The organism is Nocardioides taihuensis, from assembly GCF_042657275.1.
Lineage (GTDB): Bacteria > Actinomycetota > Actinomycetes > Propionibacteriales > Nocardioidaceae > Nocardioides > Nocardioides taihuensis.
Genome location: NZ_JBHSKD010000007.1, coordinates 188381 through 203335, shown reverse-complemented (window position 1 = coordinate 203335; position 14955 = coordinate 188381). Strand labels below are relative to the sequence as shown.

At 73.1% G+C, this 14955-nt stretch carries 14 protein-coding genes; 2 read left to right on the top strand and 12 right to left on the bottom strand.

Annotated features, from left to right (window positions below; all coding sequences use genetic code 11):
* Positions 1-64: 64 nt before the first annotated feature.
* The 5 genes from ACFPGP_RS06975 to ACFPGP_RS06955 form a co-directional block, all read right to left on the bottom strand.
* Positions 65-2704 carry an FtsX-like permease family protein gene (locus ACFPGP_RS06975; RefSeq protein WP_378588710.1) on the bottom strand — a complete coding sequence of 880 codons (2640 nt, stop codon included), beginning with the start codon at positions 2702-2704 and terminating at the stop codon, positions 65-67.
* Complete coding sequence (locus ACFPGP_RS06970; RefSeq protein WP_378588708.1) at positions 2701-3423, bottom strand: ABC transporter ATP-binding protein; 723 nt, start codon at positions 3421-3423, stop codon at positions 2701-2703. The genes ACFPGP_RS06975 and ACFPGP_RS06970 overlap by 4 nt, the downstream gene beginning before the upstream one ends.
* Positions 3420-4016, bottom strand: a complete 597-nt coding sequence (locus ACFPGP_RS06965) for a PadR family transcriptional regulator (protein WP_378588706.1) — start codon at positions 4014-4016, stop codon at positions 3420-3422. Before ACFPGP_RS06965 ends, ACFPGP_RS06970 begins: the two co-directional genes overlap by 4 nt.
* A gap of 177 nt (positions 4017-4193) precedes the next feature.
* Positions 4194-5531, bottom strand: coding sequence for a flavin-containing monooxygenase (locus ACFPGP_RS06960; protein WP_378588704.1), 1338 nt, complete (start codon positions 5529-5531; stop codon positions 4194-4196).
* Between the two features lie 45 nt (positions 5532-5576).
* Positions 5577-5963 (bottom strand): VOC family protein, encoded by a 387-nt coding sequence (locus tag ACFPGP_RS06955; RefSeq protein WP_378588702.1) that lies wholly within the window; start codon positions 5961-5963, stop codon positions 5577-5579.
* A 29-nt stretch (positions 5964-5992) separates the two neighbouring features.
* Here ACFPGP_RS06955 and ACFPGP_RS06950 point away from each other — a divergent pair, with 29 nt between their 5' ends.
* Positions 5993-6757 carry an SDR family oxidoreductase gene (locus ACFPGP_RS06950; protein WP_378588700.1) on the top strand — a complete coding sequence of 255 codons (765 nt, stop codon included), beginning with the start codon at positions 5993-5995 and terminating at the stop codon, positions 6755-6757.
* A 54-nt stretch (positions 6758-6811) separates the two neighbouring features.
* On the opposite strand, the gene ACFPGP_RS06945 is transcribed toward ACFPGP_RS06950, so the two are convergent.
* From ACFPGP_RS06945 to ACFPGP_RS06925, 5 genes are all read right to left on the bottom strand, one after another.
* A complete protein-coding gene (locus tag ACFPGP_RS06945) occupies positions 6812-7771 on the bottom strand; it encodes a type IV toxin-antitoxin system AbiEi family antitoxin domain-containing protein (protein WP_378588697.1) in 960 nt (319 codons plus the stop codon).
* A 152-nt stretch (positions 7772-7923) separates the two neighbouring features.
* The gene (locus ACFPGP_RS06940) at positions 7924-8673 is read right to left on the bottom strand and encodes a histidine phosphatase family protein (RefSeq protein WP_378588695.1); all 750 of its coding nucleotides are present in this window, start codon (positions 8671-8673) and stop codon (positions 7924-7926) included.
* A gap of 19 nt (positions 8674-8692) precedes the next feature.
* A complete protein-coding gene (locus tag ACFPGP_RS06935) occupies positions 8693-9772 on the bottom strand; it encodes a phosphotransferase family protein (protein WP_378588694.1) in 1080 nt (359 codons plus the stop codon).
* Positions 9769-10554, bottom strand: coding sequence for an SDR family NAD(P)-dependent oxidoreductase (locus ACFPGP_RS06930; protein ID WP_378588691.1), 786 nt, complete (start codon positions 10552-10554; stop codon positions 9769-9771). Before ACFPGP_RS06930 ends, ACFPGP_RS06935 begins: the two co-directional genes overlap by 4 nt.
* Complete coding sequence (locus ACFPGP_RS06925; protein ID WP_378588689.1) at positions 10551-11798, bottom strand: acyl-CoA dehydrogenase family protein; 1248 nt, start codon at positions 11796-11798, stop codon at positions 10551-10553. The genes ACFPGP_RS06930 and ACFPGP_RS06925 overlap by 4 nt, the downstream gene beginning before the upstream one ends.
* A gap of 217 nt (positions 11799-12015) precedes the next feature.
* Between ACFPGP_RS06925 and ACFPGP_RS06920 the strand changes: the two genes are divergently transcribed.
* Entirely contained in the window at positions 12016-12624 is a 609-nt protein-coding gene (locus tag ACFPGP_RS06920) for a hypothetical protein (protein ID WP_378588687.1), read from the top strand.
* A gap of 41 nt (positions 12625-12665) precedes the next feature.
* Here ACFPGP_RS06920 and ACFPGP_RS06915 read toward each other — a convergent pair whose 3' ends face one another.
* Together ACFPGP_RS06915 and ACFPGP_RS06910 are read right to left on the bottom strand one after the other, a co-directional pair.
* Positions 12666-14213 (bottom strand): hypothetical protein, encoded by a 1548-nt coding sequence (locus tag ACFPGP_RS06915; RefSeq protein WP_378588684.1) that lies wholly within the window; start codon positions 14211-14213, stop codon positions 12666-12668.
* The gene (locus tag ACFPGP_RS06910) at positions 14188-14913 is read right to left on the bottom strand and encodes an ABC transporter ATP-binding protein (RefSeq protein WP_378588681.1); all 726 of its coding nucleotides are present in this window, start codon (positions 14911-14913) and stop codon (positions 14188-14190) included. Before ACFPGP_RS06910 ends, ACFPGP_RS06915 begins: the two co-directional genes overlap by 26 nt.
* Between the last annotated feature and the right edge of the window lie 42 nt (positions 14914-14955).

Genomic DNA, 14955 nt, shown 5'->3' with positions numbered 1-14955 from the left:
GCGGTCAGCAGGAACAAACAGTCAAGCCTGACTTTTTCTGTCTGGACGGATGGTGCGGACCTGGTCAGTCGAGCCGGGCCACCATCGGGAGCCGCGACCGGGTGCAGAGCCCCACCACCAGGGCGGTCAGCAGCGGCAGGACCACGACCAGGGTGCCGATCAGCGCCCAGGGCACGTCGAGGTAGTGGGTGGGCAGGCCCTCGACCCCGGGGTAGTAGCCGGCCGAGGCGCCCGTGAGCGGGTAGGTGACCGCGACCCCGGGCACGAAGCCCACGGCCGCCCCCAGCACCGCGCCCACGAACCCGACCACCACGGCGTACGACGCCGCGACGCCGCGACGCGACCGGGGCGAGGCGCCGACCGCGGCCAGGGTGGCCAGGTCGGGCCGCGCGTCCGAGAGCGCGAGGAAGGTCGCGGTCAGGGTGCCGCCGAGCATCAGCACGCCCCCCAGCGTGCCGAGCACGAGCAGCAGGATCACGGTCTCGTCCTCGTTCTGGTAGCCGCGCTCGACGTAGAGGCCGGCGTCCTCGGTGATCGCCGCGATCGCCTCGTCGACGTCGCGCTGATCGGCCGTGGTCACCCCGCCGTCGACCACCAGGCCGACGGTCGCCGGCTCCGCCCCCAGCGCCTGCGCCGCCTCGGCCGACACCACGCCCTGACCGGGCGCCGTCGGCACGTCGAGGTCGATGAAGGTCGCCGGAACCGTTGCCCTCCCCACGACGTGCGACCGGCCGCCCCGGGGCCCGTACTGCGAGAGGGCGACCTTCACGTCATCGCCCTCGTGCGGAGTGCTGACGAAGACCACCACGCCGCCGTCGGCCAGCACCGCGTCCGCACGCTCCCGGTCCGCGGCGTCCAGCGCGGGGAGCACCGCGGGGACCCGGTCGGCGACGAGGACGGACGACCCGAGGGAGCTCCCCCAGCTCTCGGGCGTGACCTCCTCGTCGCCGCTGCGGAAGCTGACCATCTGCGAGGTGCCGTCGGGCAGCTGGTCGGGGATCCCGGTGAGCGGGGTCCGGGTCGCCTCGGGCACCTCGCGGGCCACGGCTTCCTCGATCCGGCCCCACGTCGCCTCGTCGAGACCCCACCCGTTCACCGCTCCCTGGCCCATCGCCAGCTGCGGTGTGTACGTCGCCTCGTTCTCGGCCGCGTCGCTGGCGTTGGCGATGCCGAGCGCGACGACCCCGGCGACGGTCGCGGCCACGGCTGCCACCGCCGGCACCGTGCGGGTGCGGTGCCGGCTCGCGTCACGGACGGCGAAGCGCAGCACCAGCGGCAGCCGTCGCGACACCCTCGCCAGGCCGACGAGCACGACGGGGACCAGCAGGATCATGCCGAAGACCGCGAGCAGCGCGGCTCCGGCGATCACGGTCTCGGTGCCGCTGCCCACCGCGCCGTACGCCGCGAGCGCGATGCCGGCGCCGAGCAGGACGACGCCGAGCACGGGAGAGCGGAGGCCCGGCTTGCGGTCGCCGCGGCGTCCGGCGAGCACGGCGACGACGTCCTGCCGCGAGGCCAGCCAGGCGGGCACGATCGCGGCGAGCACCGCGGACGCCAGCCCGAAGACCGCGACCGCGCCGACCTGCCACCAGACCACGTCGTAGGGCCCGAACCACGAGCCCGAGTAGCGCTGGGCCAGCGGCAGCACCGCCCAGCCGGCGGCCAGTCCGAGCACCACGCCGAGCGCAGCACCGACCGTGCCGAGCACGACGCCCGAGGCCAGGATGGTCCGGCGCCCCTGCGCCGGGGTCGCCCCGCTCGCGGCCATCAGCGCGAGGTCGCGCGAGCGCTTGCGGGCGCCGACGGCGAACGCGGGGCCGGCCAGCAGCACCACCTCGAGCAGCGCCATGGTGACGACCAGGACCGCGATCGCCACGGTGTTGCCGTCGACGGGCGACTGCCACTGCCGCACCCGCGGGGGCCACTCCGACCTCGGCGGCGGGTCCTCCAGCACGGCTCGGGACGTGACCGCCGCGCCGAGCTCGTTGAGCGCCAGCACCTCGGGCCAGGTCACGTCGCCGGCGTCGACGAGCCAGGCGCCGGCGCTGCTGCTGGTCTCGGCGCCCGTCGGTGCGAGGCGCGGGTCGGGCCCGGCGAGCCGCGGGTAGCCGCGGTAGGCGCTCGACTCGCCGATGCCGACGACGGTGTAGGTCGCGCCGCCCTGCACCTCGAGCGCGTCGCCGACCTCGAAGCCCCGTGAGGCGAGGTCGGTGTTGACCACCACCTCGTCCGCGGACTGCGGGAGACGACCCTCGTCGACGGTGAAGAGCCCGGCGGCCAGGGGGTCGGTCAGGTCGACGGCGTCGGCCTCGGCGTCGGCGACGCCCTTGTCGGTGACCACGCGGGTGGTCCCGGTGTTCCACGGGATCGCCGTCACCGCGCGGTCGAGCACCTCCTCGACGTGGGCCATGTCCTGCGCCTCGGGGTGCGGGCGACCCGAGGAGGCGAACGAGCCGTTGGTGTCGGGCTCCTGGAGCACGCGGCCGACGTCCTGGAACTCGATCTTGGCGTCGGCCGCGCCGATCCGTCGCTCGAGCGACTCGGCGCCGCTGACGTCGGACGTCGCCATCACCACCGTCGCCGCGGTGACCGCGAGCACCGGCAGCGTGATCATCACCAGCACCAGCGCGCTGCGCCCCCGTGCGCGCAGCGCGTCGCGCCAGGCGAGCCGCAGCAGCGGTCGCCAGCCCCCCGGGTTGATCATGCCGGGGCGCCCGACTCGAGCAGGTCGTCGGCGTGGTCGGCGCCGGACTCGTCGACGATCACGCCGTCACGCAGGAAGACCACCCGGTCGGCCCACGCGGCGTGACGGGCCTCGTGGGTGACCAGCACCCCGGCCGCCCCGGCGTCGCAGCGCGCCCGGAGCAGGCGCAGGATCTCCTCGCCGGTGTCGGTGTCGAGGGCGCCGGTCGGCTCGTCGGCCAGCACCAGGCGGCGCTCGCCGACGATGGCGCGCGCGATCGCGACCCGCTGCTGCTGCCCGCCCGACATCTCGTCGGGGAACCGGTCGGCGAGCTCGGGGATCCCGACCTCCTCCAGGGCGTCCAGCGCGAGACGGCGGGCGGCCCGGGAGCGCTCGCCGTCGAGCTCGCGGGGCAGCGCGACGTTCTCGGCCGCGGTCAGGGCGGGGATCAGGTTGAAGTCCTGGAAGACGTAGCCGACCGACGTACGCCGCATCCGCGCGCGGCCCTTGTTGCCGAGCGAGGCGAGGTCGGTGCCCTCGATCACGACACTGCCGGTCGTCGGCTGGTCGAGCCCGCCGGCGAGGGTGAGGAGTGTGGACTTGCCGGAGCCGGAGGGGCCCATCACGGCGACGAGCTCGCCGGCGTGGGCGCGGAAGGAGACGCTGCGCAGGGCGTGGACCTCGGTCGCACCCTCGCCGTGCACCCGGCTGACCTGGTCGAGGTGCAGGACGGTGGTCATCGGGCAGCCCCCTCGGTCGACTCGGTCGACGCGGCGGCCGCCCGCGGCTCAGGGCGCTGCAGCGCCGCCCGCCGAAGGCGCGCCTCGCAGTGGTCGAGCCACCGGATCTCCGCCTCGGCCGCGAACACCAGCGAGTCGAGCACCAGCCCCCAGGCGAGGTCGCCGCCGGGGTTGGCCGCGCCGCCGGGCGCCGCCTGCCGCTTGAGGCGGGTGTAGTCCTGCAGGGCGTTCATGGTCGCCGTCCGCTGTCGCTGGATCAACGCCCCGACGTCGACGCCGGGCACGGTGACCGCGAGCGCGAGCTTGATGGCGAGCTCGTCGCGCGGCGGCTGGGAGCGAGGTACCGGCGTGGTGAACCACGCCGACACCTCGTCCCGTCCGGCCTCGGTGACGCGGTAGATCACATGACCCTCGTCGTCGGCACCCCCGCCCTCGACGAGTCCGTCACGCTCCAGACGGGTCAGGGTCGTGTAGACCTGCCCGACGTTGAGCGGCCAGGTCGACCCCGTCCGCTGCTCGAACTCCGCACGGAGCTGGTAGCCGTACATCGGCCCCTGCTCCAGCAGCGCCAGCAGTGCCTGCCTGACCGACATCCCGCGCCTCCTCGACCCCGATCCACCGACCCCCGTGGCGATGGATACCGGGTATGTATACCACGTATGCACGCCTGGGCAACGCCGAACCGCCCGTTGTTGCGGGTCGAACCGTCACTCAGATCCGTCGAACCGTCGCGTGGATCGGTCGAACCGTCACCCAGATCCGTCGAGCCGTCAGCGGCGGGCGTGCTCCTTGCGCTCCCTGCGCAGCTCCGCCCTGTACTTGTGCGCGTCGACCTGGATGGTGTGCCGCTTCGACGCGACGTACCGCTTGCGCAGCGCCTCGTCGTACGACGCGATCTGCGCACGCATCTCGGCCGGCGGCGGCAGCTCCACCCGGCCGGTGAGTACCTCGGCCACCCAGTGCGCCTGCTCCTCGGCCAGCGGCATCACCGCGCCGATCGGCTGGATCAGCCCGATGAAGTACAGGCCCGGGTGGTCGGGGGAGACCACGCGGCGGTAGAGGTCGACGTGGTTGTCCTCGGCGTGCACGACGTCGTCGCCGAGGAAGGGGAACGACACCTTGTAGCCGGTGCAGTAGACGACCACGTCGGCCTCGACCGCGGAGCCGTCGGTGAAGAACACCTTCGAGCCCTCGAAGCGGTCGATGTTGGGCTTCACCGTGATGTCGCCGTGCCCGAGCCGGGTGAGCAGGTCGTCGCTGACCGTGGGGTGCGCCTCGAGCACCTTGTGGTCGGGCTCGGGCAGGCCGTAGTCGGTGACGCGGCCCTGCGCGATCCGCAGCATCGCGGCCATGCCGAGCTTCTGCAGGAACAGCGGGCCGCGCGCGAGGGGTGAGTCGGTGAGGTGGTCGGTCGGCATCCCGAACATGAACTTCGGCACGATGTGCGCCCCGCGCCGCATGGCGAGGTAGGTCTCCTTCGCCACCCGCGACGACTCGACCGCGATGTCGGTGGCGGAGTTGCCGATGCCGAGCACCACCACCCGCTTGCCCGCGAGCTCGTCGGGCGTGCGGTAGTAGTGCGCGTGCTGCTGCACCCCCGGGAAGGTCTCCGCGCCGGGGAAGCTCGGCTCGGGCCAGCGCGGGTCCCAGTGGTGACCGTTCGCGACCAGCACGTGCTCGTAGTGCCGCGTCTCGGGCTCGCTCCGCTTGCCGATCCGCCGCACGGTCACGTCGTACCCACCGCCGTCGGCCGGCGCCACCTTCACCACCTCGGTGCGGAAGGTGATCTTCTCGCGCAGGCCGAAGTGGTCGACGAAGTCGTCGAAGTACGCCGCGATCTGCCAGTGGCTGGGGTAGTCGGGCAGCGACTCCGGCATCGGGTACGCGGCGTACTCCATCGCCTGCCGCGAGGTGTTGATGTGCAGCGATCGGTACGCCGAGCTGACGCCGTTGTCGTTGTCGTAGCGCCAGTTGCCGCCGACCTCGGAACCCATCTCGAAGCAGTCGAACGGGACACCGGCGGCGTCGAGGACCTGGGCGGCGATGATGCCCGACGACCCGGCGCCGATGATGCAGGCGCGGCCCGGGCGGGAGGACGCGGGAGACATGGGCGCGAGCCTAGGCCGCGTCCGGGGTGCCCGTCAGGGGGATCGTCAAGCGGACTGGTCCCGTGACTGCCACAGGCCCATCGCGTTGCCCTCGGCGTCCTTGAAGTACGCCGACCAGCCCATGTCGCCGACCTGCTGTCGGCCGAGCAGGGTCTGGCCGCCGTGCGCCTCGACCTTGGCCAGCGCCGCCTCGATGTCGTCCACGTCGATCACCAGGATCGGGCCCTCGTTGGGGCTCTCGCGGCGCAGCATGCCGCCGTTGATGTACCCCGGCTCCGTCGACCCCTCGGGCCCGACCGGGCCGGTGCTGACCAGGGTGTAGGCCATCTCGGGCATCTCCTGCAGCTCCCAGCCGAAGACCTCGCGGTAGAAGGCCCGAGCCCGCTCGCCGTCGTCGAACGGGATCTCGAAATGCACGACGCGGCCGCTCATGCAGCGGACCCTACGCCAGACTCGGCGGCATGGCAGCCGACGACGACAGCCGGACGATCCTCATCACCGGGGCCTCCTCGGGGCTCGGCGCCGAGATGGCGCGGCAGTTCGCCGACCTCGGCTACGACCTCGGCCTCTGTGCCCGTCGTACCGACCGGCTGGAGGCGCTCGCCGCCGAGATCACGGCCACCCACCCGGACCGCCTCGTCGAGGTGCGGGCGATGGACGTGACCGACCACGAGCAGGTCTTCACGGTCGTCCGTGACCTGGCCGCGGCGCTGGGGCACCTCGACCGGTTCGTGGTGAACGCCGGGCTCGGCAAGGGCGCCCCGCTCGGCACGGGCGGCTTCGCGGCCAACCGGGAGACCGCCGAGACCAACGTGCTCGGCGCGCTCGCGCAGACCGAGGCCGCGATGGAGGTGTTCCGGGCGCAGGGCCGCGGCCACCTGGTGATGGTGTCGTCGATGTCGGCGATGCGCGGGCTGCCGAAGACGTTGACGACGTACGCCGCGTCGAAGGCGTTCGTCGCCCACCTCGCCGAGGGCATCCGCAACGAGCAGCACGGCAAGCCGATCACGGTCACCGTGCTCTACCCCGGCTACATCGCCTCGGAGATGAATGAGCACGTGCGCGACCGCACGCCGTACCTGGTCTCCACCGAGAAGGGCGTGCGGGCGATGGTCGAGGCGATCGAGAAGGAGAAGGGCTCGGCCTGCGTGCCCGCGTGGCCCTGGGCCCCGTTGTCGGTGGCCATGAAGCACGCGCCGCTGCCGGTCTTCAAGAAGCTCATGTAGCGCCGAACCGCCAGTTGTTGCTGGTCGAACCGCCAGTCGTTGTCGATCGAACCGTCAGTTGCGGCGGCGGTGGGGTCGCTCCCGCGTCTGTCCTTCGGGGTAGGTCCGCCGGTAGGGGCGGTCACGCTCCTCCAGCGCACGCCGCAGACGGCCGAGCCAGGCGTCAAGGGCAGCACCAGTGAAGTCGTGCTTGCGGACCACGATCACCAGCCATCCTGCGGCCTCGAGCGCCGCACGCCGCTGGCGATCGCGCTCGCGGTCTGCCTCCGTGGTGTGGAACTCCTCGCCGTCGTACTCGACCGCGATCTTGAGCTCCTCGTAGGCGTGGTCGAGGCGCACCCTTCCGAAGCCGTCGAGGTCGACCCAGACCTGGGGAGTCGGCAGCGGGAGGCCGGCATGCTGGATGGCCGCGGCGCAGAAGGACTCACCGGTCGACTCCCGCTGCGGCGACATGGCGGGCGCCAGCTGCCTGAGCTGTACGACGCCTCGCCGGCGGCGGTAGCGCGGCAGGATCCGCTCGATCTCCTTCAGGGTCACGCCGTGGACGCGCGCGAAGGCGTCGAGCACGGCGAGGGCCGAGTAGCGACCGCGCAGGCACGCGAGGTCGCACGCGGTCCGCAGCGGAGTCGTGACCCGGACCCCGAAGAGCTCGCAGACGTCCTCGGGCAGCAGCGCGCGTTCGCCGCCGTACACGCCCTCGCGGCGGACACGGTTGTTGCCCCGCACAGCGACGACCTCGAGTGCCGGCGTGCGGTCGGCCTCAGAGGGCTCGAGGACGTCGATGCCGTGGAGCCACGCTGCCGAGCGGTCGCACACCACGCTGTGCTCCGGGAGGACCAGCGCCGCGCAGCACGCTCGGACCTCCGTCGTGTCCGGCAGGTCGGCCGGACAGTAGGCCCCGCGGAGAGGTCGACGGAGCAGCCCGGCGTCGACCAGGCGCCGTACCTGGTGCGGCGACAGGCCCCAGCGCGCGAGGTCGGCGAAGGTGAAGGGCTCAGTGGGGATCTGCACCATGACCCGAGCGTCGTCCAAGTCGGCGGTGCACGAGCGAGCGCGGGGCGCTGCCTGTGGACAACGCCGCCATCCACAGGCTGGTGCGCCACAAGTGGCGGTTCAACGCTCAAGAACTGGCGGTTCGACCGACAACAGATGGCGGTTCGACCCCGTCAGCGGTAGGTGAGGTGGTCGCCCTCGAGGTGGGGGTGCTCGTTGAAGGTGAGCAGGCGGGGGCCGGTGGAGCCGATGACGAGGCGGGTGAAGCTGGTGTTCACGACGACGGCGTTGAAGCGGGCCCAGAGCTCGGCGGCGATGCGGTCGGCGTTGGGGCCGGCGCGGGGGCCGTCGTGGGGCTCGGCCTGCTGGGACTCGCCCGGGGCGCCGGTGGAGGCGGGGGCGACGAGGTGGCCCGCGACGACGCCGATCGGGCCGCCGGAGCTCACCACGGCGACCGTGCCGCCCGGCCCGGCGCGCACGCTGGCGCGGGTCAGCGCGCTCAGCACCCGCCAGCGGAAGGACGCGAAGGGCTCGGAGTAGTCCTGCTCGTGGTCGCCCGAGGTCCAGCGCCGGGTGGCGGCCTCGAAGAGACGCTGGAAGTCGCGACGCGACTCGGTCGGGTCGTGGCCGCCGCGGGAGTCCGGGACCTCCGGGTGCGCGGCCACGACCCCGAGGTGGTCGAACTCGTCCCAGCCGCGGTCCTGCTCGACCGGCACCGACCAGCCGGCGCCCTCGAGCATCCCCTCGACGGTCTCGCGGTGCCGGCGCATCCCGCCGCGCACCACCACGTCGGGCACGACGCCGCGCGCGGCGAGGTGCTCGCCCAGTCGCCGCGACTGGGCCCAGCCGACCTCCGAGAGCACGTCGTAGTCCTCGGCGCCGAACGACGCCTGCCCGTGCCGGACCAGCAGCACTACCCCCATCAGCAGCCTCCCCCGCGCGTCACGCGCCACCGACCAGCCGACGACAGCGGGTCTCGAGGTACCCCACGGCGGGTCCGAACACGGCGTACGCCTCGTTGGTGGTCTGCCGGTGGAAGTAGCGGTACCAGATCTGCTGGGCGATGACGGCGAGCCGGAACAACCCGAAGACCTCGTAGAAGCGCCACTGCTCCGGAGTCATCTCGAAGCCCATCCGGCCGCAGTAGTGCTCGACGATGCGCTCGCGGGTCCACATGCCCGGGGCGGTCGTCGGCTGCCGCCGGAACATCTGGAAGAACTCGTCGTCGCCCTCCTCGACCCAGTAGGCGAGCATGCCGCCGAGGTCCATCAGCGGGTCGCCGACGGTCGCCATCTCCCAGTCGAGGACACCGACCACGCGCAAGGGGTCGTCGGCGTCGAGCACCATGTTGTCGAAGCGGAAGTCGTTGTGGATCAGCCGCTGCGCGACGTCGGCCGGCTGGTGGGCGCCGAGCCAGGCGGTCACGTCGGACCAGTCCCCGGTGTCGTCGGTGCGGGCCCGCGCGAAGCGGTCGGTCCAGCCGGCGACCTGGCGGGCGACGTACCCCTCCCCCCGGGCGAACGCCGCGAGGTCGGGCGAGGCGAACGGGTCGACGGAGTGCAGGTCGACGAGCACGTCGAGGGCGTTCTCGCACAGCCTCGAGGCGTCGTCGGCCGACATGCCGGGCGGCAGGTCGCGGCGCAGGATGATGCCGTCGAGCCGCTCCATCACGTAGAAGTCCGAGCCGATCACCGACTCGTCGGTGCAGAGCCCGACCATCGTGGCGACGTAGGGGAAGACCGGCGCGAGGGCGGCCTGGATGCGGTACTCGCGCCCCATGTCGTGGGCGCTCGCGGCCTTCACACCGGCCGGCGGGCGGCGCAGCACGAGCTCGCGGCCGGGGTAGGTCAGCAGGTAGGTGAGGTTGGAGGCGCCGCCGGGGAACTGCCGCACCTGCGGGGTGCCGACGAGGTCGTCGCGAAACGCCGTCGCGTGCTCGCGCAACCACGCCGCGACCGACCCCACGTCGAAGGCGTCCTCGTCGCGCACCGGGCGGCTCGGGTCGCGCAGGTCGTCGGTCACGAACGCTCCTCCAGCTTGGCGGCCTGCGCACGCATCACCGCGTCGTACGCCGCCCGGTCGGTCTGCTTGAGCTCCCAGGCCTGGCGGGCGAAGGGGTCGGGCACGATCAGCTCCTCGTCGCGGTCGATCCCGGCGAGCACCGCGGCCGCGATGTCGTCGGCGGTCAGGGGCGAGCACTCCACGAGCTGGCGCACCACCCCGGTCAGCGCGGTGTCGGCGCCGCGCACGGAGTCCATCAGGTGGGTGCGGAAGTACGACGGGCACACCACGTGCGCGCGCACGCCGTACGCCGCGAGCTCGTGGCCGGTGGTCTCGGTGAGCGCGACGACCGCCGCCTTGACCGCGTTGTACGACGCCATCCCGGCCGGGTGCACGAGCCCCGCGAGCGAGGCGACGTTGACGATCCGCCCCGAGCGCTGGCGCTTGAACACCGGCACGAAGGTGCGGGTGCCCCGGACCACGCCGAAGAGGTTGATCTCGGTGATCCACTCCCACTCCTCGAGCGTGGCCACGTCGAGCCGGCCGCCGCCCGCCACGCCGGCGTTGTTGACCAGCACGTCCAGCCCGCCCCAGGTCTCCTCGACGTGTGCCAGCGCGGCAGCCCAGTCGTCGTCGGAGGTGACGTCGAGGCGGCGCACGTCGGTCGGGCCTGCGGCGTCGGCCTCACCCTCGATGTCGGTGGCCAGCACCTCGTCACCCCGCGCCCGGAACGCCGCGGTCAGCGCGGCGCCGAGCCCGGAGGCGGCGCCGGTGACGAGGACGCGTCGGCTGCCCGGGTTCACCGGTACTTGGCCAGCTCGAAGCGCGCGACCACGCCGCGGTGCACCTCGTCGGGGCCGTCGGCGAGCCGCAGGGAGCGGGCCGAGGTCCACGCCGCGGCGAGGGGGAAGTCGTCCGCGAGCCCGCCTCCGCCGTGCAGCTGGATCGCGAAGTCGATCACCTGCTGGGCCATGTTCGGCACCGCGACCTTGATCTGCGAGACCTCCGAGATCGCGTTGAACGAGCCGCCGGTGTCGAGCTTCCAGGCGGCGTTGAGCACCAGCAGCCGGGCCTGGTCGATGGCGATCCGCGCGTCGGCGACCCGCTCGCGGTTGCCGCCGAGGTTGACCAGCGGCTTGCCGAAGGCGGTGCGCTCGGTGCCGCGGCGGATGGCCTGCTCGAGCGCGAGCTCGGCCAGCCCGATCAGCCGCATGCAGTGGTGCACCCGTCCCGGCCCCAGCCGGCCCTGCGCGATCTCGAACGCCGCCCCGGGGGCCTTCAGGATGTTGGACGCCGGCACCCGCACGTCGGTGAAGGTCACCTCGCCGTGGCCGAGCGGCTCGTCCTTGAGCCCCATCACGTCCAGCATCCGCACCACCTCGACGCCCGGGGCGTCGCGCGGCACCAGCACCATCGAGTGCCGGTGGTGGCGGTCGGCGTCGGGGTCGGTGAGCCCCATGAAGACCAGGATCTTGCAGTCGGGGTGGCCGATGCCGGTCGACCACCACTTGCGGCCGTTCACCACGACCTCGTCGCCGTCGAGGACGGCGGTCGCCTCCATGTTGGTCGCGTCGGAGGACGCCACCCCCGGCTCGGTCATCGTGAACGCCGAGCGGATCTTCCCGTCGAGCAGGGGCTCGAGCCACTCGCGGCGCTGCTCCTCGCTGCCGTAGCGCAGCAGCACCTCCATGTTGCCGGTGTCGGGCGCGTTGCAGTTGAGCACCAGCGGCGCGATCGCGGAACGGCCGGTCAGCTCGGCGATCGGCGCGTAGTCGACGTTGGTCAGCCCCTCGCCGCCGTCGGTCCCGAACCGCGCGGCGTACTCCCCCGCGTGCTCCTTCGGCAGGAAGAGGTTCCACAGCCCGCGCTCGCGCGCCTTCGCCTTGAGCTCCTCGATCACCGGCAGCGGCTGCCACGGGTCACCGGTACGGCGCTGCTCCTCGAGGTCGCGGTGGTACTGCGTCTCGACCGGCTCGATCTCCGTCGTCAGGAACTCCCGGACGCGCTCGGTGAGGTCGGCGGCTCGCGGTGACGGGGAGAAGTCCATGCCTCCAACCTAGTGAACGGATCGTGAGGTGCTTCCTGTGTCTCTCCTCACCCGGCACGCCGCCCGACGGCGAGGCATCCGGCAGCGGTGGAGGCCGCGTGGTCCGGACCACCGGCGGGCGGCAGGTGACGCGGGTCACAGTGCGGCCTAGCGTCGAAGGTTGCACCCCAGACCACCTCGACCGGAGGCGGCCTGAGCGCAGGACAGGAGGTCCGTGGTGTTCATCCAGATCATGCAGGGCCGCTGCACGCGACAGGACGAGCTGCGCGCGCTGGCGGAGGGCTGGGCCGAGGAGCTCGGTCCACGGTCGGAGGGTTGGCTCGGCAGCACCTTCGGCTTCACCGACGACGACATGTTCGTCGGCGTCGTGCGGTTCACCGACCGTGCGGCGGCGATGCACAACTCCGAGCGCCCCGAGCAGGCGTCCTGGGCGAGCCGGATGACCGCCCTCATGGACGGCCCGATCGAGTTCCACGACTGTGACGACGTGACGTTGATGATGGACGGCGGCTCGGACGCCGCCGGCTTCGTGCAGGTGATCCGCGGCCGGGTCGCCGACCCCTCGCGGCTCAAGGCGATGCTCACCGACGAGAGCAGCACCCGGATGCTGCACCAGGCGCGGCCCGAGATCCTGGGCGCCACGCTTGCCGTCGAGGAGGACGGCACCTTCACCGAGACCATCGCCTTCACCTCGGAGGCCGCGGCCCGCGAGGGCGAGCAGCGGGCCATGCCCGAGATGCCCGACGACATCCGGGCGACCCTCGAGGAGGCGATGGCCGGGGCGCGGTTCTACGACCTGCACCACCCCTGGTTCCACTCGCACTGACGCCGGACGGCCGGCTGGGGGCCCGCGGCCGGTGCGGGGCCTCAGCCGGTGACGGTCATCACGACGCGGGCGCGCTGCACCGGGTCGGCCCAGCGGGTCTCCGATCGCATCAGCCGCACCGACGACCACAGGAGGAAGGGCAGGGCCACCAGCACCGAGACCTGCCAGGCAGGGACGTGGGCCAGGCCGGAGAAGACCAGGCCGGTGAGCGTGGTGCTGACGGCGAGGCGGCTGGAGTAGGCGACCATCATCAGGGGCGGCGCCGGGGTGGCGCGGGCCGAGCGCAGGTCGACGGAGTAGGGCCGCTGGGCGGACCACCGCATCGCCGCCGACACGACCTGCACCGTGACGACCAGCCAGGTCGCCAGCAGCGCCGTCAGCTCCGCGGTGGTCGGCAGGCCCGCGCGCAGCGAGGCCAGCACGATGGTGATCAGCGAGGCCAGGGCGAGGAACTCGGCCAGCACCAGCGAGCGCGCGACGAACACCGTCCGGGGGCCGACCGGCAGGCTCTCGCGCCACAGGCCGCCACGGCCGTCGAGGCACCAGGCGTTGACGCCGAAGAGCAGGGCGCCACCGGAGGCGACCAGGCCCGGGAGGACGGTCATCGTCGTCCACGGCAGGTCGCCGGCGATGGCCACCAGCCCCGGCCCGACCGCGAGCACGAACATGCCGCGCCGCATCGGCACCGCCCGCCACACCGACGCACGGTCGATGCGCAGGAACGCCGCGAGGTCCGAGCGCGGCAGCGGCCGCACGGTGCGGGCACCGCTCTCGACGCGAGCCTCGTCGTGGGGCAGCCGACGCGCGGCGCGGTTGGCCGGCACCGAGCCGGCCACGATCGCCGACACGAGGATCACCAGCAGCAGGAGGGTCGTCAGCGCCCAGCCCCAGCTGAAGCCGCCCAGCGCTCCCGTCACGACGTACTTGGTGGGCACGAGGTCGAGGGTCGAGGTGAGCCGGTGCGTGAGCTGGAGCGCTGCCGCCGTCGCGCCCACGAGGACCGCGAGTGCGCGCATCGCCAGCTGCCCGCTCGGGCGCCGCCTGACCGCCTCGCCGCTCCACGCGATCACCTGGGCCAGGGCCGTGGCGACCACCAGCCAGAGCACGACGACGACCTGGGCCGGGACGAGCTGGTCACGGGGCACGGCGTACGACGTGACACCGAGCAGCACCCAGGCCTGGAGCAGCCAGGCGATGTTGACCGGCGCGAGGAGCAGGGCGCCGAGGTGGTCGGTGGTCGGGCTGATCGGGTAGGCCACGGCCTGCTCGCGCCCGATCAGCTCGCGGCCACCGCCGGACACCACGGCAGAGACGACGGCCAGGGCCAGGAAGCCGGCGAAGAGGGTCGGGAGCAGGATCAGCATGTCGAACGCGCGACCCGACCCGCCGGCACCCGGGGTGAACGCCGGCACGACGGCGGCGCCGAGCGTGATCAGCAGCCCGGCGACGAGCGCGATCCGTACGCCGCGGCGGCGCCCGGTCGTGCCGGCCCGGAAGCGCAGCAGGTGGCCGACGTCGCGGACCGGGTCCCACCAGGTCGGCTCGTGGGGCTGGGTGCGTCGCTCAGTCGAGGAGGCCGCGGTAGGCACGAGCGCCCTCCTCGCCGGTCATCTCCAGCGCGTCGACGGTGGCCACGCGGGCGCCGCCGCGCAGCACCAGCACGTGGCCGCAGGCCTGCACGGCGAGCTCGCGCAGGTGGGTCGAGACGAGGACGCACGCGCCGCGCGCGCGGGCGTCGGCGATGACGTCCATGGTGGCCTCGACGCCGATCGGGTCGACGCCGTCGAAGGGCTCGTCGAGCAGCAGCACGTCGGGCTCGTGGAGCGCCGCCAGCGCCACCGAGAGCCGGCGGCCCATGCCGTGCGAGAAGCCGGCCGTGACCCGGTGGGCCACGTCACCGAGCTCGAACTTCTCCAGCAGGTCGCGGGCCCGGGTCTCCCACTCCGGGAGCCGGCGCAGCCGTGCGGACAGCTGGAGGTGCTCCCACGGCGTCGCGCGCGGCACCAGGCCGCCCACGTCGGGGCAGTAGCCGACCACGCGCTTGACCGCCAGCGCCTCGGTGCGGACGTCGTGACCCGCCACGGTGACCGCGCCGGCGGTCGGCGGCACCACGCCGGCGAGCACGCGCATGGTGGTCGACTTGCCCGCCCCGTTGCGGCCGAGCAGCGCGGTGGCCTGTCCGGCGTACGCCTCGAGGTCGATGCCGTTGACCGCCTCGACCTCGCCGAAACGCACGTGCAGACCGCGCACCTCGACGAGGGGCGCGGCCACGTGGGTCTGCTCGGTCACCCGACCGATTCTTCCCGAGGTAAAGGCCCCGTGTCCCCGAAA